This is a genomic window from Paenarthrobacter sp. AT5 (genome assembly GCF_032764245.1).
Lineage (GTDB): Bacteria > Actinomycetota > Actinomycetes > Actinomycetales > Micrococcaceae > Arthrobacter > Arthrobacter ureafaciens.
The window spans coordinates 3,968,694-3,991,995 of record NZ_CP136441.1 but is presented as its reverse complement, the minus strand read 5'-3'; the positions used below and the strand labels follow the sequence as shown (position 1 = coordinate 3,991,995).

At 64.2% G+C, this 23,302-nt stretch carries 24 protein-coding genes and 2 pseudogenes; 5 read left to right on the top strand and 21 right to left on the bottom strand.

Annotated features, from left to right (window positions below):
* Positions 1–53: 53 nt before the first annotated feature.
* The gene (gene clpB / locus RI444_RS18525; protein ID WP_207605510.1) at positions 54–2,726 is read left to right on the top strand and encodes an ATP-dependent chaperone ClpB; all 2,673 of its coding nucleotides are present in this window, start codon (positions 54–56) and stop codon (positions 2,724–2,726) included.
* A gap of 98 nt (positions 2,727–2,824) precedes the next feature.
* Here clpB and RI444_RS18520 read toward each other — a convergent pair whose 3' ends face one another.
* Entirely contained in the window at positions 2,825–3,397 is a 573-nt protein-coding gene (locus RI444_RS18520) for a septum formation family protein (RefSeq protein ID WP_242703207.1), read from the bottom strand.
* Between the two features lie 377 nt (positions 3,398–3,774).
* Between RI444_RS18520 and RI444_RS18515 the strand changes: the two genes are divergently transcribed.
* A complete protein-coding gene (locus tag RI444_RS18515; protein ID WP_021472802.1) occupies positions 3,775–3,999 on the top strand; it encodes a DUF3073 domain-containing protein in 225 nt (74 codons plus the stop codon).
* Here RI444_RS18515 and RI444_RS18510 read toward each other — a convergent pair.
* The gene (locus RI444_RS18510; protein ID WP_207605511.1) at positions 3,996–4,217 is read right to left on the bottom strand and encodes a hypothetical protein; all 222 of its coding nucleotides are present in this window, start codon (positions 4,215–4,217) and stop codon (positions 3,996–3,998) included. The genes RI444_RS18515 and RI444_RS18510 overlap by 4 nt on opposite strands.
* A 62-nt stretch (positions 4,218–4,279) precedes the next feature.
* Positions 4,280–4,747, bottom strand: a complete 468-nt coding sequence (locus RI444_RS18505) for a DUF4383 domain-containing protein (protein WP_179012948.1) — start codon at positions 4,745–4,747, stop codon at positions 4,280–4,282.
* A gap of 205 nt (positions 4,748–4,952) precedes the next feature.
* Here RI444_RS18505 and RI444_RS18500 point away from each other — a divergent pair, with 205 nt between their 5' ends.
* Both RI444_RS18500 and RI444_RS18495 read left to right on the top strand, forming a co-directional pair.
* Complete coding sequence (locus RI444_RS18500; RefSeq protein WP_021472799.1) at positions 4,953–5,735, top strand: VOC family protein; 783 nt, start codon at positions 4,953–4,955, stop codon at positions 5,733–5,735.
* Positions 5,732–6,514 carry a VOC family protein gene (locus RI444_RS18495; protein ID WP_021472798.1) on the top strand — a complete coding sequence of 261 codons (783 nt, stop codon included), beginning with the start codon at positions 5,732–5,734 and terminating at the stop codon, positions 6,512–6,514. The genes RI444_RS18500 and RI444_RS18495 overlap by 4 nt, the downstream gene beginning before the upstream one ends.
* 123 nt (positions 6,515–6,637) lie before the next feature.
* On the opposite strand, the gene purM is transcribed toward RI444_RS18495, so the two are convergent.
* The 6 genes from purM to RI444_RS18465 form a co-directional block, all read right to left on the bottom strand.
* Entirely contained in the window at positions 6,638–7,792 is a 1,155-nt protein-coding gene (gene purM / locus RI444_RS18490) for a phosphoribosylformylglycinamidine cyclo-ligase (RefSeq protein WP_021472797.1), read from the bottom strand.
* A complete protein-coding gene (purF, locus tag RI444_RS18485) occupies positions 7,789–9,432 on the bottom strand; it encodes an amidophosphoribosyltransferase (RefSeq protein WP_031216658.1) in 1,644 nt (547 codons plus the stop codon). Before purF ends, purM begins: the two co-directional genes overlap by 4 nt.
* 156 nt (positions 9,433–9,588) lie before the next feature.
* Positions 9,589–9,936, bottom strand: a complete 348-nt coding sequence (locus RI444_RS18480; RefSeq protein WP_021472795.1) for a hypothetical protein — start codon at positions 9,934–9,936, stop codon at positions 9,589–9,591.
* Between the two features lie 89 nt (positions 9,937–10,025).
* Positions 10,026–10,367: a hydroxyisourate hydrolase gene (gene uraH / locus RI444_RS18475; protein ID WP_207605512.1), complete on the bottom strand. Its 342-nt coding sequence runs from the start codon at positions 10,365–10,367 to the stop codon at positions 10,026–10,028.
* A complete protein-coding gene (gene uraD / locus RI444_RS18470; protein WP_021472793.1) occupies positions 10,364–10,873 on the bottom strand; it encodes a 2-oxo-4-hydroxy-4-carboxy-5-ureidoimidazoline decarboxylase in 510 nt (169 codons plus the stop codon). Before uraD ends, uraH begins: the two co-directional genes overlap by 4 nt.
* Positions 10,874–11,031: 158 nt before the next feature.
* The gene (locus tag RI444_RS18465) at positions 11,032–11,862 is read right to left on the bottom strand and encodes a phosphatase PAP2 family protein (RefSeq protein WP_021472792.1); all 831 of its coding nucleotides are present in this window, start codon (positions 11,860–11,862) and stop codon (positions 11,032–11,034) included.
* Between the two features lie 163 nt (positions 11,863–12,025).
* Between RI444_RS18465 and RI444_RS18460 the strand changes: the two genes are divergently transcribed.
* Entirely contained in the window at positions 12,026–13,126 is a 1,101-nt protein-coding gene (locus RI444_RS18460) for a pyridoxal-phosphate-dependent aminotransferase family protein (protein WP_207605513.1), read from the top strand.
* Positions 13,127–13,231: 105 nt separating this feature from the next.
* On the opposite strand, the gene RI444_RS18455 is transcribed toward RI444_RS18460, so the two are convergent.
* The 12 genes and pseudogenes from RI444_RS18455 to RI444_RS18405 all read right to left on the bottom strand — a co-directional run bounded on the left by RI444_RS18455 (position 13,232) and on the right by RI444_RS18405 (position 23,279).
* On the bottom strand, positions 13,232–13,504 hold the full coding sequence (locus tag RI444_RS18455) for a hypothetical protein (RefSeq protein ID WP_207605514.1): 273 nt from the start codon (positions 13,502–13,504) through the stop codon (positions 13,232–13,234).
* Between the two features lie 8 nt (positions 13,505–13,512).
* The gene (locus tag RI444_RS18450) at positions 13,513–14,598 is read right to left on the bottom strand and encodes a C2 family cysteine protease (RefSeq protein WP_179012956.1); all 1,086 of its coding nucleotides are present in this window, start codon (positions 14,596–14,598) and stop codon (positions 13,513–13,515) included.
* A 122-nt stretch (positions 14,599–14,720) separates the two neighbouring features.
* Positions 14,721–15,272 (bottom strand): hypothetical protein, encoded by a 552-nt coding sequence (locus tag RI444_RS18445; protein WP_079941762.1) that lies wholly within the window; start codon positions 15,270–15,272, stop codon positions 14,721–14,723.
* Positions 15,273–15,432: 160 nt separating this feature from the next.
* Positions 15,433–15,852 (bottom strand): ATP-binding protein, encoded by a 420-nt coding sequence (locus tag RI444_RS18440; RefSeq protein ID WP_207605515.1) that lies wholly within the window; start codon positions 15,850–15,852, stop codon positions 15,433–15,435.
* The gene (locus RI444_RS18435) at positions 15,845–16,177 is read right to left on the bottom strand and encodes an STAS domain-containing protein (protein WP_201433708.1); all 333 of its coding nucleotides are present in this window, start codon (positions 16,175–16,177) and stop codon (positions 15,845–15,847) included. The genes RI444_RS18440 and RI444_RS18435 overlap by 8 nt, the downstream gene beginning before the upstream one ends.
* A pseudogene (locus RI444_RS18430) lies at positions 16,167–18,018 on the bottom strand (glycosyltransferase family 2 protein); the annotation flags it as partial. The gene RI444_RS18435 and the pseudogene RI444_RS18430, both read right to left, overlap by 11 nt.
* Positions 17,981–18,516, bottom strand: a pseudogene (locus tag RI444_RS23125) (PP2C family protein-serine/threonine phosphatase). The pseudogenes RI444_RS23125 and RI444_RS18430, both read right to left, overlap by 38 nt.
* A complete protein-coding gene (locus RI444_RS23120; protein WP_410510791.1) occupies positions 18,477–19,112 on the bottom strand; it encodes a response regulator transcription factor in 636 nt (211 codons plus the stop codon). The pseudogene RI444_RS23125 and the gene RI444_RS23120 overlap by 40 nt, the downstream one beginning before the upstream one ends.
* 211 nt (positions 19,113–19,323) lie before the next feature.
* Positions 19,324–19,791, bottom strand: coding sequence for a thioredoxin-dependent thiol peroxidase (gene bcp / locus RI444_RS18420; RefSeq protein ID WP_069696742.1), 468 nt, complete (start codon positions 19,789–19,791; stop codon positions 19,324–19,326).
* A 116-nt stretch (positions 19,792–19,907) separates the two neighbouring features.
* On the bottom strand, positions 19,908–20,747 hold the full coding sequence (locus RI444_RS18415) for a winged helix-turn-helix domain-containing protein (RefSeq protein WP_207605516.1): 840 nt from the start codon (positions 20,745–20,747) through the stop codon (positions 19,908–19,910).
* 11 nt (positions 20,748–20,758) lie between these two features.
* Positions 20,759–22,108 (bottom strand): allantoinase AllB, encoded by a 1,350-nt coding sequence (gene allB, locus RI444_RS18410; protein ID WP_207605517.1) that lies wholly within the window; start codon positions 22,106–22,108, stop codon positions 20,759–20,761.
* Entirely contained in the window at positions 22,101–23,279 is a 1,179-nt protein-coding gene (locus RI444_RS18405; RefSeq protein ID WP_207605518.1) for a glycerate kinase, read from the bottom strand. The genes allB and RI444_RS18405 overlap by 8 nt, the downstream gene beginning before the upstream one ends.
* Positions 23,280–23,302 lie beyond the last annotated feature (23 nt).

Genomic DNA, 23,302 nt, shown 5'->3' with positions numbered 1-23,302 from the left:
GTAGTACACTCAACTTTGAAAGCACTGGTACTACTCCAGAAAGGGAGCTCTCTTTGGACGCCAAATTCACCACCAAGAGCCAGGAGGCCCTTTCTGCGGCCGCCATGAATGCCTCGACTGCCGGCAATCCGCAGTTGGAACCGGCTCATCTCCTCAAGGCGCTCATGGATCAGCGGGAGGGCGTTGCCGTGGCACTGCTGCGCGCCACCGGCGCTGACCCGGATGCCGTGAGTGTTCAGGCAAGTTCAGCCATCAAGGCATTGCCGTCCACGTCGGGAAGTTCGGTCCAGCAGGCCCAGCTGTCGCGTCAGGCCATGCAGGCGATCCAGGCTGCCCAGGCTGAGGCGGACAAGCTGGGAGATTCCTTCGTCTCCACAGAGCACCTGCTCCTGGGGCTCTCGGCCGGCAGTGACGCCGTCGGGAAGTTAATGCGCGACGCCGGTGCCTCCCATGAAGCGCTGCTCGCCGCCCTGCCGGGTGTCCGGGGCGATCGCAAGGTCGATTCGCCGGATCCTGAGAACACCTTCCAGGCCTTGGAGAAGTTCGGTACCGACCTCACTGCCGTGGCACGCTCGGGCAAGCTTGACCCCGTGATCGGCCGTGACAGCGAGATCCGGCGCGTGGTTCAGGTCCTGAGCCGCCGTACCAAGAACAACCCTGTTCTGATCGGTGAGCCCGGCGTAGGCAAGACCGCCGTCGTCGAAGGCCTTGCCCAGCGCATGGTGGCAGGCGACGTGCCGGAAAGCCTCCGCGGGAAGACCCTCATTGCACTGGACCTTGCCTCCATGGTGGCCGGCGCCAAGTACCGCGGTGAGTTCGAAGAGCGGTTGAAGGCCGTGTTGGAGGAGATCAAGAACTCCAACGGGCAGATCGTCACGTTCATCGATGAGATCCACACCGTTGTTGGCGCCGGTGCCACAGGCGAGAGCGCCATGGACGCAGGCAACATGCTCAAGCCGATGCTGGCGCGCGGTGAGCTGCGCCTGATTGGTGCAACCACCCTGGACGAGTTCCGCGAGAACATCGAAAAGGACCCCGCACTGGAACGGCGTTTCCAGCAGGTGTATGTGGGTGAGCCCAGCGTGGAGGACACCATTGGCATCCTCCGTGGACTGAAGGAACGCTACGAGGCCCACCACAAGGTAGCCATCGCGGACTCCGCCCTGGTGGCAGCTGCCACGCTGTCGAACCGGTATATCTCGGGCCGGCAGTTGCCGGACAAGGCAATCGACCTCGTGGATGAAGCCGCCTCGCGCCTTCGCATGGAGATCGACTCCGCTCCGGAAGAAATCGACCAGCTGCGTCGTGCCGTGGACCGCCTGACCATGGAAGAGCTGGCCCTGCAGGGTGAAACGGATCCCGCATCGGTTGAGCGTTTGGCTGCCCTTCGGGCTGACATGGCGGACAAGAAGGAGGCACTCAGTGCGCTGAATGCGCGGTGGGAAGCCGAGAAGGCCGGCCTGAACCGGGTTGGTGACCTGAAGGCCAAGATCGACGAGCTGCGTTCGGCTGCCGAGAAGCACCAGCGCGAAGGCGACCTCGAGTCGGCGTCGAGGATTCTCTACGGTGAGCTGCCTGCCTTGGAACGCGAGCTCAACGCTGCTGCCGAAGAAGAATCGGCGAGGGGCGCCAAGCCCGAGCTGATGGTGGCGGAGGAAGTCGGTGCCGACGACATCGCCGAGGTCATCTCCGCATGGACGGGCATCCCCGCGGGACGCATGCTCCAAGGCGAATCACAAAAGCTGCTCCACATGGAGGAGGAGCTCGGCAAGCGCCTGATCGGTCAGTCGAAGGCCGTGCAGGCGGTTTCGGACGCCGTGCGCCGTGCCCGGGCCGGGATCAGCGATCCCAACCGCCCCACGGGTTCGTTCATGTTCCTCGGCCCCACCGGCGTCGGCAAGACCGAACTGGCCAAGGCCTTGGCGGATTTCCTCTTCGATGACGAACGGGCCATGATCCGGATCGACATGTCCGAGTACAGCGAGAAGCACTCCGTGGCCCGCCTGGTCGGTGCCCCTCCGGGATACGTCGGCTACGAGGAAGGCGGCCAGCTCACTGAAGCCGTGCGGCGGCGCCCGTACTCGGTGGTCCTGCTGGACGAGGTTGAGAAGGCCCACCCTGAGGTCTTCGACATCCTCCTGCAGGTGCTCGACGACGGTCGCCTCACCGACGGCCAAGGCCGCACCGTTGACTTCCGGAACACCATCCTGGTGCTGACCTCCAACGCGGGCAGCCAGTTCATGGTGGACTCGTCCATGGATGCGAAAGTGAAGCGGGACGCCGTCATGGCCGTGGTGCAGGCATCCTTCAAGCCGGAGTTCCTGAACCGCCTGGACGAGATCGTCCTCTTCGACCCGCTGTCGGTCGAAGAGCTCGCCCGGATTGTGGAACTGCACGTCGCCGAACTCACCAAGCGCCTCTACGAGCGGCGGCTCACGCTCGAGGTCACGGACGGCGCCCGCGCCTGGCTCGCAATGTCCGGCTACGATCCCGCCTACGGTGCCCGGCCGCTCCGCCGCCTGGTGCAGCGCGAGATCGGTGACCGCCTCGCCAAGGAAATCCTTGCCGGGGAGATCAGCGACGGCGACACCGTCCTGGTGGACACCGCCGCCGACGTCGACGCCCTCACCATCGAGGGCCTTGAGGAGATGGGAAACTCCGACGGCGGCTGGTCGGCAGGGACGGGGCTTTCGGTCCGTCGGAAGCAGCCGTCGCTGGAAAAGTAGGCCGGCCAGAGACTGGCAGGGCTAAAGAGCTGACAGTGCTGGAAAGCTGACAGGTCTGGAGGTGGAGGGGTGACGCTGTTGGAGGGGTAGCCGTGAGGCTACTTCTCCAACAGGTCCTCCTTGATGGTGCTGCCCGGGCTCACCACAATGAAGCAGTCCACCCGCCGGTCCCCGCGGTCCCAACTGCTGGGACTCGGGTACACATTCTGCTGCAACAGATTGGTGTACTCGTTGGCAGCGTCATTGAGCTTGATGCCCTTGCAGACTTCCCGGCCCTTGTCGCGCAATGCATTGGTTCCCGGGAAGGAATCATCCGTGGGGTAAGTGAAAGCCGCGCCCAGTTGGGCTGTGTGTTCAGTGTCGCAAGCCACCGCGCGGGCCTTGGATGCGTTGGGGTCGAAGTCCGCAAAGCAGTCCCCGATCTGGAAATCCTTGGCGTCCGTGTCGCGGGGGAGGGGTCCCAGGGTGGCCGACGGCGTGGGCGAAGCGACCGTAGGTTCGGGGCGGGTTCCCAGCAGGTTCAGCAGGACCCAGATGACGACGCCGATGAGGACCAGGGCCCCCACCACGATTCCCCCGATGACCAGGCGCTGGCGCTTGACCGGATCACCTTGTGGTGGCGGCGGCTGCTCCGCGTAGCCGGGCTGCTGCGGATCGTTTGGCCCACCCATTGGCGCCGGCTGTCCCATTGGCGCCGACTGTGGCGGCGGGGGTGGAAGGTCAGGCTTCGGGGGCACATTCGGGGCAGGCGGCACCTGGTCCTTGCCTGGTTCCGATGCCGACTCGTCACGGGGTGGAGTGTTGTCCTGAGTCATTCGGGTGGTGTGCCTTCCTGATCTGACGCCGCATTGAGGCAGACTCTACCCAATTTTCGATCCCTTGTGAGGTGCTGCAGCCGGCCTGGGGGTCAGGCACGGCTCTGAGGTGGCACACAGGCACCCCTGAAACCATGTAATCTAGACATACGACAAATTGACCAAACATTCCGGGGCCTCACCGATAGCCAAAGGTGACCACCTCCGGTCCAAGTACAAAAGGGGGTCACGCCATGGGGCGCGGCCGTCAAAAGGCAAAAGCTACCAAGCAGGCTCGGGACATCAAGTACTACTCCCCGAACACCGACTACTCGGCACTTGAGCGTGAGCTCACGCGCCCATCTAGTCGTGCCAAGAGCCACTTCCAGGAGGATCCTCCGGAGCCGGATTACTCGGCTTACGAGGACAAGTACGCGGAAGATGATGACGACGAGGTAGACACCCGCCGTCTCGGCTAGCTGTCGCAACACAACAGGTGCCTCCAGACACTGAGTTGCGTACCGCCGTCGTACATCAAGGTTGTCGTGCATCCACGGATGCCGAAGATCTCCCAAGAAGGCCCGCAGGGCATGCCGAACATGGGCATACCCTGCGGGTCCTTCTTGCGTTCACCCACAACCTTGCGTTCACCCACAACCTTGCGATCACCCACAACGTCGAGCGTCCTTGAACGCATCAAGGCCCGCCCTGCGTCCCCCCGTGGGAGGCGCGCAAGGGCGGGCCCTGAACGTTGCGAGGCTACCGGCCCACGACGTTGCCGGTGCGGTTGTCCGTGGTGCGGCGGCTGAGTCCGAAGCCGAGGCCCAGCATGCCAATGCCCAGGATCAGGTGCAGCCAGTTGTCGGCGCTGTTGAGCGGCACGAAGTTGGCCGTCGAATCCTGGCCGATGAGCAGGCCGTAGATCCAGAGCACCAGGTAGATGATGCCGCCACCGACGAGGTAGTTGCGGGCTTGGCCGGGTGTTTTGGCCATCAGCAAGCCGGCTGTGCCGAAGAGCAAGTGGACGATGTTGTGCAGGATTGAGACCTGGAAGATGCCCAGAAGGAGCGCTTCGGAGGTGTGTCCGGCGAACTGCATGGTGTCGTAATTGGAGGTGATTCCGGGGATGAAGCCCAGAATGCCGACCAGAAGGAAAACTACTCCAACAATTTGTGCTGCGCGCTGGATGGTTGTTCGGGTCCGGGCGGGGTGGTTCGTGGCTGTCATGGTTTCTCCTCAGTGAGTGTGGGTGCGTAGTCCTGAGTTCTTTCCGTGCACTCCAGACGCTATCATAAGGTTCCTTAGTATTAGAGATCCGTGATGGAGACGTTACCTTCACATGCGGGCAACGGAAGCGGCGCGGCTCCCGCGTTGTGGGCAGCACAACCGGAGATACTAGGTTGAGGGGGCCACGTTCTCGGAAAGGACAGCCATGCCGGAAGTTGATCGGTACAAGCAGGGGACTCCGTGTTGGGTGGACCTGTCTTCCACCGACATCGAAGTCTCCAAGAAGTTTTACCGGGAACTTTTTGGTTGGGAACTTGAAGCCATGGACGTGGGCCAGGGCCTGACCTACTACATGGCCAGGCTGAAGGGCCGGTACGTCGCCGGAATGATGCAGCAGCTTCCCGATGCGCCTCCGGGCATGCCTTCCTATTGGGCGAACTACCTTGCCGTGGACTCGGCAGATGCGGCAGCCGAGCGTGCGGTGGCCGCGGGAGGAACCATCGTCGTCGCTCCGGACTCTGTGCCGAACGGCAGCGGAAGGATGTTCTTTGCCGCCGATCCAACGGGCGCGCAAATTGGCTTCTGGGAGGCCGGAACCCACCTGGGCTCAGGCCTTATCAACGAGCCCGGAACCATGATCTGGAATGAACTCCAAACCAATGACGTCCCCAAAGCCGTTGCCTTCTATGAAGCGGTCACAGGCTGCACCAGCAGCACAGGGCCGGCAGGAGACCAACGGGAATACACCAGCCTCGTGGTGGAGGGCCGGCCGGTTGCCGGTGCCCTCAAGGTGCCCATCGAAGGACTCCTCCCGTTCTGGATGACCTATTTCAACGTGGAGGACGTGGACCAGGCACTGCAACAGGCCGTCGACCTTGGCGGGCACGTCATCGCTCCGGCGTTCGATGTTCCCGGAATCGGGCGAATGGCTGTGCTCATGGATCCCGCCGGAGCGGCGTTCAGCATCATGGCAGGATTCCCGGCATGACGTCCCGGACCCACTACGCCCACGGGGAGCCGTGCTGGGCGGATCTTCAGACGAGGGATGTTGGGGCGGCCAAGGACTTCTACGGTGCGTTGTTTGGCTGGACCTTCCAGGACCTGCCCACGCCCGATGGCCGCCGCTACGCTCAGGCGTTCCTGGGCCAGGACCTTGTGGCTGTCATAGCTCCGCAGAATCCGAGGCAGGAAGCTGCGGGAACACCCGGGCAGTGGAATATTTACTTCGCTGCCAGGGACGCAGAGGAGATCGGTGAGGACGCCGTCCATGCCGGCGGCAAGCTCGAATTCGGGCCGGAGCAGGTTGCCGACACCGGTGTCCTTGCGTTCGTGGCTCCGCCCGGAGGCGGCACGACGGGCATCTGGCAGCCGGGCACGCACCGCGGGAGCCACCGCTTCAACGAACACGGCGCCTTCGCATGGGCGGAACTCCTGACTCCCCAACCGCAAGCCGCCGTCGCATTCTTCCAAGAGCTTTTCGGTCATGACGTTACGGAATACCCGCAGGAAGACGGCGGCAGCTACTCGACGCTGATCGTCAACGGTAACGAGGTGGCTGGGATTGTCCCTGCCGAAGATGGCGATGAGGCCGGCTGGCAGGTCTACTTCGGGGTCTCGGACGTGACAAAGGCCGTGGACACCGTGATCGCTGCCGGAGGGACCGTGCTGGTGGAGCCCGAGGACCAACCCGAAGAGGGCTGCCTAGCCACCATCATGGATCCCCAAGGCGGCGTCCTGAGCTTGATCCAGGTCCTCCCACCCAACTAGGTCGCATTAGTGCGCGTTTTGATCGCTGAAAACGCGTACTAATGCTACTTAGTTGGGGGAACGCGGAGCGGCCCGGCAGTTCGAAAACTGCCGGGCCGCCCTGTGTGTGAGGCGATAAGCCGCTTAGGCGTAGGCGTTCACCAAACGGACAGCGCCGCCGTCGACGCCCTTTGCGCCCTGTACGTAATCCGGGCCGGTCTTGTCGATCGAATCCGAGTTCTCTGCAACCGTGCCCATGACCCAGGAGGGGAGTCCGCGCTCGTTGAGACGGGCGACTGCGGCGTCGGCAGCTTCCGGAGAAACGATCGCAACCATTCCGACGCCGAGGTTCAGCGTGCGCTCGAGGTCGGCCAGCGGGACGTTGCCCAGCTCGGAAACGAGCTTGAAGATCGCGGGAAGTTCCCACGTGGCGCGGTCAACCGTGGCAACAAGGCCCTGCGGAAGAACGCGGGCCAGGTTGGCGGCGAGGCCGCCACCGGTGACGTGGCTGAAGCCGTGGACAGCCGCCCCTGCCGTCACCGGGAAGGTGCGGGCCAGGTCCAGGCAGTCGGCTGCGTAGACGCGGGTCGGTTCCAGGAGTTCCTCGCCCAAGGTGCGGCCGAGCTCGGAAACCTGGCGGTCCAGTGCCCAGCCTGCGTGGTTGATGACGCGGCGGACCAGCGAGTAGCCGTTGGAGTGGAGGCCGGAGGAGGCCATGCCGATCACTACGTCGCCGGCGCGGACGCGGTCCGGGCCGAGCAGGGCGTCGGCTTCGACGACGCCGGTTGCGGCGCCTGCGACGTCGTATTCGTGCTCGCCCAGCAGGCCCGGGTGCTCGGCGGTTTCGCCGCCCACCAGTGCCGTGCCGGCAACGGAGCAGGCGGAAGCGATGCCGCGGACGATGTCAGCGATGCGCTCGGGAACAACCTTGCCGCATGCGATGTAGTCGGTCATGTAGAGGGGTTCTGCACCCACCACCACGATGTCGTCCACAACCATGCCCACGAGGTCGTAACCGATGGTGTCGTGGATGTCCATGGCCTGCGCGATGGCGACCTTGGTGCCTACGCCGTCGGTGGACGTGGCCAGCAGCGGCTTCTTGTAGGTCAGCAGCTTGGAGACGTCATACAGGCCGGCAAAACCGCCGACGCCGCCAATCACCGAGGTGTTGTGGGTCGCCTTGACGGCGTCCTTCATGAGCTCGACTGCGCGGTCTCCCGCTTCGACGTCGACACCCGCCGAAGCGTAGGTGATGCCGGAGGCGTTCTCAGGGGTTCCGGCAGGGGATGCGGAGGTCATACGGACTCTTTCTTGTCGGCGTCGGTCAAACGATCAGCGTCGGTCAGGAGGTTCTCGAATTCGGCATCCGGTCCCGGGTCGCAGCCGGTGGCACCCGATTTCTCGGCGGGATCCTCGGTGGAGGCCGGATCGGTGGCAGCTTCGGCAGTGGGCTCAGCAGGCGCAAGCCCGCCAAGATCGGTGCGTTCCAGCAGGTTCTTGCCCAGCTTGTCCGCGTGCGGCAGCTCGATGGGGTACCTGCCGGTGAAGCAGGCCGTGCAGAGGCGTTCGCGGGGCTGTTGTGTTGCCCCGATCATGCCGTCCTCGGAAATGTATGCCAATGAGTCCGCGCCGATAGCCTGCGAGATCTCATCGATGGTGGCTCCGTTGGCGATCAATTCTGCGCGGGAGGCGAAGTCGATGCCGTAGAAGCAAGGCCACTGGACGGGCGGGGAGGAAATCTTGACGTGGACTTCCTTGGCGCCGGCCTCGCGCAGCATCCGGACGATGGCACGCTGCGTGTTGCCACGGACGATCGAGTCGTCGACCACCACGACGCGCTTGCCGCGAATCACCGATTCCAAGGCGTTGAGCTTGAGGCGGATGCCCAGTTGGCGCAGGGTCTGCGAAGGCTGGATGAACGTGCGGCCCACGTAGGCGTTCTTCACGAAGCCGTGCGCGAACGGGATGCCGGACTGTTCGGCGTAGCCAACCGCTGCCGGGGTGCCGGACTCGGGGACGGGAATGACGATGTCCGCCTCGTGCGTGTTCTCGCGGGCCAGCTGGCGGCCCATTTCAACACGGGACTCGTACACCGAGCGGCCTGCGATGGCGGCGTCGGGGCGGGCCAGATAGACGTACTCGAAGACACAGCCGGCCGGGGTGGCCTCCGCGAAGCGCTGGGAACGAACGCCGTCCTCGTCGATCGCGATGAACTCACCGGGCTCGATCTCACGGATGAAGCTCGCACCAACAGTGGCCAGGCCGGACTGTTCCGAGGCCACAACCCAGCCCCGGTCCAAACGGCCAAGGCAGAGGGGACGGATTCCGTACGTGTCACGCGCAGCGTAGAGGGTGCCTTCATCCATGAAGACGAAGCAGAAGCCGCCCTTGATCTTGGGGAGCAGCTCCAAAGCGGTCTGCTCCAGGGTCTTGCCCTCTTCGCCTTCCAGCAAAGCCGTCACCAAGGCGGTGTCCGAGGTGTTGCCCTGCTTCATTTCACCGGTCAGTTGGCCGTCGTTGCGCTGCAGGATCATTTCCCGGAGCTCAGCGGTGTTGGTCAGGTTGCCGTTGTGAGCCAAGGCCACCGTGCCCGTTGCGGTTGCGCCCAGGGTGGGCTGCGCGTTGGCCCAGTGACTGGCACCCGTGGTGGAGTACCGGCAGTGTCCCACTGCGAGGTGCCCGGTGAGGGTATTGAGGGTTGTCTCGTCGAAGACCTGGGACACAAGGCCCATGTCCTTGTAGACATTGATGCGCTTGCCGTCACTGGTAGCAATACCAGCCGACTCTTGTCCGCGGTGCTGCAGCGCATACAGCCCGTAATAGGTAAGTTTTGCTACCTCTTCGCCAGGAGCCCACACCCCGAAGACGCCACAAGCGTCCTGGGGGCCCTTTTCGCCGGGAAGAAGATCATGAGAAAGTTTTCCGTCGCCACGTGCCACTGGTCGATTGTCTCATGTTGCGGCCGTGGTAAGTTCCCGCTCCGGTTTTGTGACCACGCGGCCGGGCCTGTTTCCTTGCGCGATCAGGCGATTTGTCCGCCAAGTGCGGCGCGTGTCACAGTGGCTCCCCATGAAAAGGTGCCCTGGCTGCGTCCCTTAGCGGCCGCCGTCGTGCTCTGGTCCTTCGTCCGGAACCGAGTCCGGAACGGCTTCCACCACAGCCCGCTCTGCGCGCTTGACGCTGAGGCGGTCGAGGATGAGCGCGAGGATGGAGAAGAGGATCACGCCGCCGCCGGCGCAGGCTACGAGGAAGAATCCGAAGACCGTGGGGGCGTCGAATTCGGGATCGGCGGGGCGGCTGAAAGCGATGATGGCGGCGACGATTGCACCGACGATTGCTCCGAGGATCATGAAGGGGACGAACTTTGGTGCCCGGCGGACCGTGACGTCGCGGCGGGCGGGTGATTCGTTACTGGGGGTGGGGTTGGTGTCCTCGGAAGCCATGCCTTCCAGCCTACCGTTCCTCGCCGAAGTGACAGTTAATGCCCATGTTTGCGGGAAACATGGGCATTAACTGTCAACTCGGCGCCGGGTCAGCTGCCGCGATACGTGGAGAATGCGAACGGGCTCAGGAGCAGCGGCACGTGGTAGTGCTCGCCGGCGTCGGAGACCGTGAAGTTCAGGTCCACTTCCGGGAAGAACGTCTCAATGCCCAAGGCGTCGTAGTAGGCGCCCGTGGCGAAATTGAGGCGGTACGCCCCGCCCGGAATGCGTTCCGGTCCGAGGTCCTTGATGCGGCCATCAGCATCGGTTTGGCCCTTGCCGACCAGCGTCCAGTTCTCACCTTCGCGGACGTAGAGTACGACGGCGACACCCGCCGCCGGGCGGCCGGAACCGGTGTCGAGGATGTGCGTTGTTACCTGTGAAACGCTCATGCGTTGGCTCCTTCGCTGACGAGTCCGGAGAGGCGCAGCAGTGCGATCTCGCGGAGTTGCTCAGCCACAATTGTGTCTTCTTGTTCAGGGGTGTGGGTGAGGCGCTCCTGCAGTGAGGACAGGATTTCCTTGGCGCTGCGTCCCGCCGCGCGGATCAGGAAGACCCTGCCGAACTTTTCCTCGTAGGCGCGGTTCCCTTCCGCCAGCGCGGCTGCTGTGCCGTCGTCGTTGGGGTCCACGCCGGCTTGCTCGGACCGGGACATGGCCGCTTCGGTTGTTTGCGCCTTGGGCCGCTCGCCGATCCTGGGGTGGTGGGCAAGGGCGGATTCGACCTCTTGGGGGCTGAACGGATCCGCGGCCTGGTTCGCCGTGCGGAGCAGTTCGTCGACGCTCGCGAAGGGGCGGGCGTCGACGATTGTTTCCACCCAGCGGCTGATATCCAGGCAGGGGGTCAGGGCCTTGATGGCCTCGTCGCGTCCAACACTGTTGAATACTGCAAGCTCCATGCTTGTGTCATCCTCGTGTTAATGCTGGCATCCATGGTGTGGGCTATGCGGAACTCCGGCTTGTTGGGCAGGAGGAAGCTGTGCTGCTTCAAGCTTCCGCATCATGGAACTGTTATTTCAGCATACGTAATAAGTGAAGCTGAGTTCTTGGCCCGGTGTCAAGACGCTGCCTCTTGGTGGTGCCGCGTCCTCACCGTGAGATAGAGGCGGTGAGCCATGATGACCAGCGACAGCCACGCGATGCCCAGCGCCCACGCGGCCAGTACGTCCGTAAGCCAATGATGGCCCAAATAGACGCGGCTCAATCCCATGGTCAGCGAGAAGACGGATGCGATCACGATCGTCAGTATGCGTGCCCTCTTGCTCTTCAAGCGCAGGATGACCAGGTATGCCACGATTCCGGCGATCACGATCGAGTTCAATGAGTGCCCGCTGGGGAATGACGGCGAGTGTTCAAACGGAGGAATGGCGTCGCTGAGGTCCGGGCGGGTCCTGCCGAAGAGGGGCTTCCCGGCGACTGTCAGGAGCAAGGAGCCAAGTCCGGCGGCCAACATCAGGATGACCGGCGTCCACGACTTCCGCTTGGTGGCCAGGAAGATCATGATGCCAACGGCGATCAACGGCATTCCCACCGTTCCGCCGACGTTTGTGTAGGCCGTGGTGGCTGCATCCAAGGCGGGGGACCGGAAGGACTTCGCCGCGTCGAGGACAGGATGGTCCAGGCCGGCCACGCCGTCCGCTTCGGTCACTGATTCGTAGACCTCGCCGAAAGTGACAACCAGGGCAACGGAGATGAGGAGTCCGATGACCAGGGTGATGACCAGTGCGGCATACGGGCCGAGGAACGTCGTGATGCGCTGGGCCGTGGCAGCCATGAGTTGACCGACCGGGCTTTTCCACCGTGTCAGGTCCTGCCCGGCCACATAACGGTCTTGCCGGACTTCTCCGCGGACGCCGTGGTCCTGCGACTCTCGTCCCTCAGTGGTCATCTTCGTCCTCTTCGGCTCGGCGGGGGTGGACTTGATAATAGTGAGTAACCTTATCATTTGTGGCCGATGCTGGACCGCGCGCCGCGCTTCAGGGCGCCTGCTGCTCGCTCCACGCAACCGGCTGCGGCAGAATGGCCTTCAACTGCGTTGAAGGAGTTGCTCCATGCCCCAGATCCTGACTTCCAGATTCCTGTTCGGCCCCGGTCCGAGCAACTGCTACCCGGAAGCGATGGCCGCTCTTTCCTGGCCCGTGCTGGGGCATCTGGACCCTGTCTTCATCGAGCGCCTCGACCGGGTCTGCGAGGGTCTCCGTACGGTCTGGGGAACCTCGAACGCCCGGACCCTTCCGTTGAGCGCCACGGGCTCGGGCGGCATGGAAGCGGCCTTCGTGAACACCGTGTCCGACGGCGACGTGGCAGTCATTGCGGTGAATGGACTCTTCGGTGCCCGAATGTGCGAGGTTGCCCGGCGTTGCGGTGCCACCGTGGTCAGGGTTGATCATGAGTGGGGCCAGCCGGTGGACGCTGACCGGGTGTTGTCCGCCCACCCCAACCCGAAAGTCATCGCGGCTGTGCATGCGGAGACTTCCGTGGGGGTACAGTCCGACATCGCCGCCCTCGGGGCAGGCAAAGGAGACGCGCTCCTGATTACCGACGCTGTCACGTCCATCGGCGGCCTTGAGCTTTTGGCAGACGACTGGGGCATCGACGTCGGATATGCCGGAACCCAGAAATGCCTCGGCGTGCCGCCGGGCCTCTCCCCGTTCACGGTCTCGGACCGCGCCCTCGAACGTCGCGTCAAGGACCCGCGCTCCTGGTACCTGGACATCGGTCTGCTCGGCGGTTACGTAGGAGCAGCTTCCGGATCGAGGACCTACCATCACACGGCGCCGGTAACCATGATCGCGGGTCTCGAAGCGGCGCTGGACCGCATCCTCGCCGAGGGGCTCGACGTCGTACAGGCCCGCCACCGCGCTGCCGGGGCCGCGCTCCAGGAAGGTTTGCAGGAGATGGGCCTCGAGCTCTTCGCCGCCGAAGGAGCCCGGCTGCCGAGCCTCACCACGGTCAAAGTGCCCGACGGCGTCAACTCGGCTGCCGTCCGCGCGTACCTTTTGGAGCACTTCAGCATGGAAATCGGCGCGGGTGTTGGTGAATACACGGACACCGTCTGGCGGATCGGCATGATGGGCCCCAACGCCAACAGTGCATCAGTAACGTTGGTGCTCGGCGCACTGAAAGAGGCAATGGCGAAGGCGTCAGTGTAGGGATCTGATAGAGCAACGCCGGAAACCTGCGGGGATCTGATAGAGCATCCCCAACCACCGTTGCTCTATCACATCCCGACGGGTTTTCCCGGTTCCTCTATCACCTCACGGGGTGAGCTGACCGGCGTCGTACGCCAAAACCGCGGAGGCGGGTGTTCCGCCGTCGGCCGGCTGAATCGACACGATCCTCAAGGTTCCGGCACCCGGCAGTGCGGTCGACTGGCCCTCCCGGAACGCCTGCTTGCGCTCCTGTTCGACGGTCCGGATCCAAAACTGGATGGCGGGTTTCCCATCCGCGACACCGATCTTCACGACGCCCACCTTCACGCCATCGAATGTGGGTTGCGTCCCTTGCTTGACTGTTACGAGCTGTTCCACGGCCATCCCTACTTGGTGTCCACGGAGTACACGGAATCAAAGTTTTCCTTGTACTCGTCCTCGGTCAGTTCCAGTGTCCCGGCTTTCTTGTCGTCGTCCCCGCTCATGTACCCTCCGGAAGGTCCCCAAGGGTTGGCCAGGACGATCACTTTCTCGCCGTCGTCGTTCGTTTTTACGTCCACCACAACGTATGCGTGGTTGGGAACGACGTCGGTGCGGTTGACTTCCTCGGACTCCCAGAACCAGTCGAAGTCGTCATCCTTGACGTCCTCGGTTCCCACCGAGACCGCCTGACCGGAAGCGAGCTTTTCCTCGATGGAGCCAAGGTCGAGTTCCCCGTCCTTGTCCGCGGAACGGCCGGTCATGAGCTCCATGGCGTCGTTACTGAAACCGCCGTCGATGTCATCGTAGGAGCCGCCCAGGTGCTCGGCGGCCGCGCGTTCGTAAATGGACAACCAGTTGGGTTGGCCGTCAGCGCCGCGGACGCCGCCCTCGGTGGACTTGGCCTCCACCGTGACTTCCACCGGTTCGCCGTCCTCGTACAGTGTGACCACCCAGTGGGTTGGCGGGTCGCCGACCGGCCGCATGTGCGATTCGAGGAACTCGTCCAGTTTGCCTTGCTGTTCCAAGGTTTGCGCCACGGAACCGATGCCGGCCAGCAGCCAGCAGTCGCCGATTTGTCCTTGGTTGATGTCGCCGGGATCCCCGGCGTCCGGGTCCTTGCGCACGTCGCCGGGGACATCGACGTCGGGCCTGTCCGGATCGAGGGGACCGGGGTCGCCGGGCGGGTTGGAGTCGCCCCTGCTGGAGTCGCCGGATCCGGTGGAAGCGGCGCTGGACTTGTCCTGCTGGTCCGCGTTCCGTTCCAGTTCCTTGGACTGTGCTTGGAGGGTGGAGGCCGTCCGGTGGAGCATCGGCCGGTGTTCGGCATCCCACGCCTGACGGAACTGGATCGCATCACGGCCGTCCCACGGAGCTGAGGCGATGAGTTGCCCGAGCTCCTTGGACAACGCGTTCATTGTGTCTGAGTGCCGGGCCATGGTCTTGGCCAGTGCCCTTAACTGCTGGATATCGGCACCGTAGAATCCCGGCATCGCGTCCCCCTCGTGAATGTCTTCAAAGATGTGTGGCCGACGTCGAGCAGCGGTTGGCCACGGTCACGGTATCCCGCTGTGTGGGGTGGGTCGATGGGTAGAAGTTCCCTTGGCCCGCCGGTTTAGTCGATCAGGATTTCAGTGGGGCTGCAGCTGGCTGAGTTCACAGGAACCGTGATGCGCAGGTAGGCCGGCCCCTTGGCCTCGATGCTTACGGTGGCACCTGCTGCGTCCGTGCTGCGCGCGACCAGCCAGCCTCCAGGGACGTCGTCCGTGCCCCCGAACGCCGGGAACCCGTACTTCCCCAGGACGGGGTCGCCCGCTGCGAAGACATCCTCGAAGTTTCGCGACGCCTCCACAATGTCCGCGCTGCTCTTCATGCTCGCCGGTTGGAGGATGCACCGGCCGTCGTTTGATTTAGCCAGGGTGGCGGCTTTGTCCGTACTCCACGTGATGCCGGGCAGCTTCTGTTCCAAAGCAGCGGCCAGATCGGTGCGAAGGGAATCGTATTTGGCGTAGCTCTCTGCCACGGAGGCGGGCTTTTGGGTGGGGGTCGCTGTTGGTGTTGCCGTTGGCGTGCCGCTTGCTGGGCCGTTCGGGGTTTGGGTGCACGCGGACAGCGCGAGGACACAGGCCACGGTCCACGTGCTCAGCCTGGCGGTGGTCTTTGGCATTCTTCCCCCAGTTTTCGGTTTGCTTACGCGCGCGTGGAAGCACGACGGCGGCAGTCACCGCATGGTTTCACACTTGCCGTGCGTCCGGCCATGGGGAGAAGGCCCCCTGGGTGGGAAGTGATAGAGGGGCGGGGGAAAGGGGGTGGGATGTGATAGAGGGTCAGGTGTTGCGGGTGAGGATCCAGGTGTTGGTGCCGTCCTGGCGTTCGAACGTCACCGTTGTCACCAGGGCTTCGATCAAGGCAAGGCCACGCCCGGACTCGGCATCGGAACCGGGCATGGAAGCCTGCATGTCCCCGGCAAACGGCTCGCGGGCGTTCCGGGCGCTGACCCGGGCAACCAACCGTGCCGGCCATACGCTGATCTCGACGTCGATCTCCACCGGCTTCTCTGCCACCGGAACCGCATACTGGACCACGTTGGCGGCGGCCTCGATCACGGCGGTGGTGAACGTCATCCGGTCCACATCAGGCACAAAGGAGGCGTCCTCCCACAGGGAATCCAGTTCGCCGTGGATGGCTTCGATGGCTTCCTCGTTGGACGGGCCGTGAAAGCCGCGGCGGGCCATGACCTCAGTCATTGCCGAACGCTGCCTCGGCGGTGGGATAGGCAGTGAGGACACGGTCCATGTTGGTCAGTTCCAGGACCATCTTCACCTGCGGCTGGACGCCTGCGATCCGGAGGTCTCCACCGGCCTGCCGGGTGGCCTTGAGGCAGCCGATCAGTGCGCCAAGCCCGGACGAGTCCATGAAATCAGTGCCGGCCAGGTTGACCACCACGCGGCTGGAACCGCCGGCGACAACCTCGTTCACCATCTCGCGGAGCTTCGGGGCGGCCACCATGTTCAGACGGCCAACGCTTTTGACCTCCGCGTAGGTGTCCTTGACTTCGTAGCTAAACTGCATCTGCCTTCCTTTCTTCGGAACTTTCAGGCACAAAACCCTTGTACAAAACTGCTTTGACCAGAACGCTCAGGACCACCAGGTCGAACGCCACCCAGGCGACATTCACCAACGTCCCCACCGGCTCGGCCAGGCCGGTCAACAACCGCGCCACACCCACCACCAAGGCAATGGCCAGCAGCACCGCCACAATGATCTGCGGACGGATGAGACTCCAACTTGGCCCGCCGCTCTGGCGTGCCTTGGGGGTGACCGCGAACCCGAGGGGACGGCCGAACCAAACGTTCCGTGCCGCCGTCGTACATGCCTTGATCCATGTGGGGAACAACGCGAGGCTGTACTGCTGGCCGCGCCACGTGGGGATCCCGTGCCCCGCCAGGACGAAGAGCAGCTGGTTGACCACCATGAACGGGATGAAGCGGATGAAGAAGTCGAAGCTGAGGCTGGTGACCGGGAGGACGCCGAGCGTGAGGTAAATGATGGGCGCTGCGAAGTACACGACGGCGGCGAATCCGCTGAGGTAGCTCCACATCGTTGAGAAGTACATCAAGCGCTGGCCCCACGTGAGTTTCCGCTGCACCAACGGATTCTCGCGGAGGAGGACCTGGATGGTTCCCTGGGCCCAGCGGAGGCGTTGGGTGAGCATGGTCTTGATGTCCTCGGGAGCCAGTCCGTTGGCGAGGATCTCATGGTGGTAGACGCTCTTCCACCCGAGTCCGTGCAGGCGCATCGCCGTGGCCATGTCCTCGGTGACGGAGATCGTGGCCAGCGGCATGACCGGCTGGGCCTCGTCCGTACGCTCCACGGAGATGGCGTCCAGGACCGCATGGACGGACTCCAGGGCACCGAGCGGCGACCAGTCGCGGCCGGACATACGGTCGACGGCGTCACTCGCCACGGTGGTCACGCCGCCTTCGCCGACGTGGGCCAGTTCCATGGCCGCGATTTCCTCAAGGTCGGCCTGCAACGCAGAGAAATCGGCTGCGACGAGGGTCCGCACGGCGTCGTCAACCTTGCGGCGGACCCGGTACGTGATCTCGCTGAGGGACACCCGGGCCTCGAGATCCTGCTGCGCGGCGTTGGTTGCAGCCTCCACTTCGTTGAGCATCTGTTCCACCAACGGGTTCGCGGCCTCGGGCGAGCGGCGGGGCCTTCTTGATGGCCTGCTTGGAAGCGGCCAAGGCACGCTTGATGCTCTGCTCCGTTGCTTTCACGTAGCCCACCAGGCCCAGTTGCATGAGGGCTTCCCGGCGGAGGATGGCGTTGGATCCGCAGAAGAACGCCGCGTTCCAGCCGTCCTTGCCCTGCTGGATGGGTCCGTAGAAGAGGGGTGCCTGGCTGCCCAGGGGATCGTCGGCGGGGACATTGACGAAGTACTGCGGAGTCTGGACCAGGGCAACGCGATCGTCGTTGAAGTAGCCCAGCGTCTTGTCCAGGATGTCCGGCTCCGGGATCTGGTCGGCGTCGAGGATCAACAGGTACTCGCCCGAGGTGAGCATCAGCGCGTTGTTCAGGTTCCCCGCCTTGGCGTGCCGCGGCATGTCGGGCGTCCAGTCCGCGGTCCGCGTTACGTAACCGATGCCGTTGGCTTCGGCGAGTTCACGCATCTCAGGCCGGTTGCCGTCGTCGGGGATCCAGGTGCTGTGCGGCCAGCGGATCTCCTTGGCCGCCAGGGCGGTGGTCATCACCAGGTCCAGAGGCTCGTTGTACGTGGTGATGAAAACGTCCACCGTGGCATCCGCGGGCGGGGCGGGCGGCGCCTTGCGGATCTTCAGATTCCACACCGTCAGGCCGAACAGCATCACATCAATGAGGCTGTACGTCTCCGCAACCACCAGCGGAACGTCGAACAACGACGGCGGTCACGTTATCTTCCGCTGTGGCGGCCGGGGCCAGGTTCAGCAGCGCAGCGCACACGTCCTCCGACGTCGACTCGGCCCGTACTGCCTTCTCCACGTTGCGGACGAAGTCTTCGAGAGAATCATGGGCGTCCAGCACGCCGTCGCTGACGATCACCAGCGAGTCACCCGGCTCGAGCTTGAGCTCGGCCGCGGGCCAGGTTGACCCTCAAGGATTCCAACGGGCGGCCCTGCCGAGACGAGCCGGTGCGTGGATCCCTCAGCCGGAACGTACAGGCCAAGCCCGTGTCCGGCGTCGATATAACTGAGCCTGCCCGAGGCGCTGTCCAGGCGTGCGTGGAACATGGTCACGAACGAACCCGACTGGTCCAGATCCGACGCGATGGTGGCGCTCGCGGTGGAGAATGCGGCGTCGATGGCTGGCGTTTCCGCAACGGAACGCATCACGGCACGCACCGTCGCGGCGATGAGGGCGGCTCCCATTCCCTTGCCCATGGCGTCCGCGAACGTGAGGTGGACGCCGTCGGGGGTTTGGTACCAGTCGTAGAAGTCCCCGCCAACGCTGCGCGACGGCCGGAAGGCACCGGCGACGTCGAAGTCCTCCAGACGGACCTTCTCTTGCGGCAGCAGGCTCTGCTGCACGACGGCGGCGCGCGCCAGTTCGTCGGTTTGGCGCGGGTCTTCCGCGGGCTGGGCGGGGGTGCGGGCCGGCGGAAGAGGGCACGGATGCGGGCCTGGAGTTCCTTGGGGCTAAAAGGCTTGATGAGGTAGTCGTCCGCGCCGGTGTCCAGGCCCGTGAGCCGGTCCAATTCATCAGCGCGTGCCGTGAGCATCAGGATGTAGGCGTCGGAGAATTCCCGGAGGCGGCGGCAGACTTCCATGCCGTCGAAGTCGGGGAGGTTGATGTCCAGGGTGACCAGTTCGGCGTTGGTGTTCTTGACTGCTTCGACGCTGGTGGACCCATCTGCGGCTTCCGTGACGATGAAATCCAGCTGCTCAAGGACAACAACGAGGAGGCCGCGGATATCCTCATCATCTTCAATGACGACGGCATGACGCTGGGGCGCAGGTGAGACCATGGCTCCATTAAGTAATGCTGCTGACTTTTTGTCACGTTTGGTCAAACAACATGAACGCCCGCTCACTTTCGGGTGAGCGGGCGTTACAAGAATTGTGTAGTTAGGTGAAAGAGCGTCCGCCGGAAACCGGCGGGATGTGAAAGAGGAACCGCTGGAAACCGGCGGGATCTGGAAGAGGAACCGCCGGAAACCGGCGGGATGTGGGAGGGGGTTAGACGCCCAGCTCTTCGCGGAGAGCCTGGACGTGGCCCTGGGCGCTCACCTGGTACTGGGCCAGCTTCACCTTGGCGTCGCCGTCGAGGACAACGGTGGAGCGGACGATTCCTTCAACGATCTCGCCGTTGACCAGCTTCTCGCCCCAGGCGCCGTAGGCCAGGGCAACGGAGTGGTCTTCGTCTGAGAGCAGCGGGAAGGTCAGCTCGAAGTCGCCGGAGAAAGACGACAGTGCTTCCTGGGCGTCGGGGGAGATGCCGATGACGTCGTAGCCCTTGCCCTGAAGGCTGGCCAGGTTGTCGCGGAAGTCGCAGGCCTCGGTGGTGCAGCCGGGGGTGGCGGCTTTCGGGTAGAAGTAAACGATGACGTTGCGTCCGCGGTAGTCGGACAGCGAGACCTTGTTGCCGTCGGCGTCGAGAAGCGCAAAATCCGGTGCCTGCGTTCCGACGAGGAGTTTCTGGGCCATAGCGATCCTTTACATTCAACCGGCGGTTGCCGGCAATTTCACACTGACGCGTAGCCAGCAATGGTCATTCAGGGCGGACTGTCAGGACAGGTGTGCCTCTGGACAGAACAGCGTCGCTAGATGCTGTATTCCGCAGGTCCGCGCACGGTGGCATATGGGCCAGGCACGAACTGGTAGCCGCCACCACGGACGGTGGCAACCGTATAACGGGCGGAGCCGAGCTTCCGCCGCACCCTTCCAACATAAACGTCGATCGAGCGAAAAGCCGCGCCGGGGAGGTCAAATGACTCCAGGAAGCGTTGCAATTCTTCACGTCCGATTGCCCGCGAGCAGTTCACCACCAGGTAGCGCAGCAGCTTGTATTCCATGCCAGTAAAGGCAACGGGCTTGCCGTCAAGGAGCACTACTTCAGCAGCGAGGTCGATTGCAAGCTGGCTGCGCCGGGCTGCCAACGTTACGGGCTCGACGGCGGTGCTGCCGCCCTCGGAGGGGTGGTCGCCGCCGTCGGATTCTGCCGTGGCGCGGGCGGCGGCGAGAGCCTCGGCCAGCGCCATCGAACCCGACTGTGGAGGGTGGTTACCGGCGTCGGCGGCTTCCTGCGGAGTGCCGCCCCAGGAAGTGTCGCCGACGCCGGAGTGTTCTGCCCCGATGGCGGGCCAGATGCGGACTTCCGCCTCCGGGGCAAGTTTCATTGCCCGGGCCAGCACAAGGCGTGCTGCCCGGTCCCAAATTTCAGGGTCTACGGGATCGCCCTCGGCCGGGTTGACCCAAAGGGCCAGGCCCCGTGCACTCAGACCCGTAGCGTTCTGGCCCTGCTGCCGCGCGGTACCCGGACGGGCGGAGGCCGGACGGCCCGTGATCGGGCGTCCACCTCCCTGCCGTCCTGCCTGCTGGTGTCCGGCTCCCTGGCGTCCGGGGTACCGTGCCGGCGGCGGGCCGTAGGCCTGTACTGCCATGGCGATATGTCCTAAACGTTGCCGCGGCGGATCAGCTTTCCGCCCGGGTTCTGGAAGTCGATCTCCGAGCCGCGCAGGAAGGTCTTGCGGACCACGCCGGAGAGCGGGCGGCCGTCGTACGGAGTGATCGGGTTCTTGTGCTTGAGCTTCTTCACGTCCACCACGAACGCGTCATCGTGGGCGAAGATGCTGAAATCGGCGTCGTAGCCGAGGGCGAGCTGGCCCTTGTTGTGGAGGCGGGCCAAGGCAGCGGGCTTCTCCGACATCCAGGCAACAACCTGTTCCAGGGAGATTCCGCGGTGCCGTGCCTCGGTCCATATCAGGGACAGTCCCAGCTGGAGGGAGGAGACGCCGCCCCAGGCAACGGCGAAGTCGCCGTTCTCCAGGTCCTTCAGGTCAAGGGTGGAGGGGGAGTGGTCCGAGACGATGCAGTCGATGGTGCCGTCCTGCAGGCCCTTCCAGAGGAGCTCGCGGTTAGAGGCTTCACGGATGGGCGGGCAGCACTTGTACGCGGTTGCGCCGTCCGGGATCTCCTCGGCCATGAGGGTCAGGTAGTGCGGGCAGGTCTCAACGGTGAGGTTCACGCCGTCGCGCTTTGCCGACGCGATCATGGGCAGCGCGTCGGAGGAGGAGAGGTGCAGGATGTGGGCGCGGGCGCCGGTCCAGCGAGCACGCTCGATGACCTCGGCGATGGCCTTGTTCTCGGCGCCGCGGGGGCGGGAAGCCAGGAAGGTTTCGTAGTGGTCGCCGCCCGGGTGCGGGGCGCGGTCGATCGCGTGGGAGTCCTCGGCGTGCACGATCATGAGGGAGTCGAAGGACTTGAGCTCAGCCATGTCCTCTTCCATCTCGTCCGCATCCAGGTGCGGGAACTCGTCCACGCCGGAGTGTAGGAGGAAGCACTTGAAACCGAACACGCCTTCGTCGTGCAGCGGGCGGAGGTCGCTCTTGTTGCCCGGGATGGCACCGCCCCAGAATCCGACGTCCACGAACGCCTGGTCCTTGGCGACCACGCGCTTCTGTTCCAGGCCGTCCACGGTGGTGGTGGGCGGGATGCTGTTCAGTGGCATGTCGATGATGGTGGTCACGCCACCGGCAGCTGCGGCGCGGGTGGCGGAGGCGAAGCCTTCCCACTCGGTGCGGCCGGGCTCGTTGACGTGGACGTGGGTGTCCACGAGGCCGGGGATGAGGGTTTCGTCGTCTGTGAGTTCGATGACCTCGTTGCCCGTCAGGCCGTTGCCCAGGGGTTCGATGGCGACGATGATGCCGTCGCGGATGCCAACTTCGCGGGCTGCGAGGCCGGCGGTGGTCAGGATGCGCTGGCCCCGGATAACGAGGTCATAGGCGCCGATTGCTTCAGACATTGAGGTACTCCTTGTTGTCGAGGTTGCCGGTCCGTTCCGCCAGGTACACGCCTATGTGCTTACCTAATTGTTCAAGCAACGGACCTGCTTCAGCGATACATTTTTGGACATCTTTTTCCAGGTCGGTCAGTGCGTGGACCGTATGGAAGCCGGCATCCGTGAGTTGTTCCCGGCTCAGGGTACTCCGGCCGCAGACTGCGATCACGGGAACCCCTTGTCGGGTCGCCGCCCGGGAGACACCCATGGGGGTCTTGCCGAGCAGGCTTTGCTCGTCCAGGCTGCCTTCTCCGGTGATCACCAGATCGGCGCCCTTGAGCCTGTGCTCGAGTTCAGTGAATTCAAGCACGACGTCGATGCCCGGCCGCCGCTCTGCCTTCAGCGCCGCGATGGCAATGTAGCCAACCCCGCCTGCCGCTCCAGCGCCTTCTGCCTTGGCTGCGTACTTGGCATGTTGCCCGGTTGCTGCTGCGAGGACGTCCACGAAGTGGCTTGCTGCCGCATCCAGTTCGGTGACGTCGTCCGGCGTCGCGCCCTTCTGCGGACCGAAGATGGCTGGGGCTCCGCTGGCCCCCAAAAGGGGATTGTCGACGTCGGACGCCAACACGAACTCGGTTGCCTCAACGCGGACGTCGAAGTTGGAGAAGTCGATTGAGTCGATGTCCGCGAGGGCGGCACCGCCGCCGGGGAGCTCGTTGCCGTTCTTGTCCAAGAAGACGGCGCCGAGGCCCTGCAGGACGCCTGCGCCGGCGTCGGTGTTGGCACTGCCGCCCACACCCAGGATGATCTTTCGGCAGCCGAGGTCCAGCGCGGCGCGGATGAGTTCGCCCGTGCCGATGCTGGTGGCTGTCTTGGCCGTCTCGGACGTGGGGCCGTCCGGGAGGAGGGCGAGACCGGAAGCTGCCGCCATTTCGATGACAGCTTCCTGGTCCCGCACCGCGAAGTCGGCCTTCACTGGCTCGCCGAGCGGGCCGGTGACGGTGGTGGTCCGGCGGGTGAAGCCGGAGCCGATGGCGGCGTCGATGGTTCCTTCGCCGCCGTCGGCCACCGGAATGCGTGTTGCTTCAAAGCCTTTAGAGCCGAACCCCGCCAGCAGTCCTGTTGCCAGGTGCTTGGCAACGTCGGGCGCGGACAGCGAGCCCTTGAATTTGTCCGGGGCGATGACAACACGCATTCCGGTGCCTCCTTACTGTTATA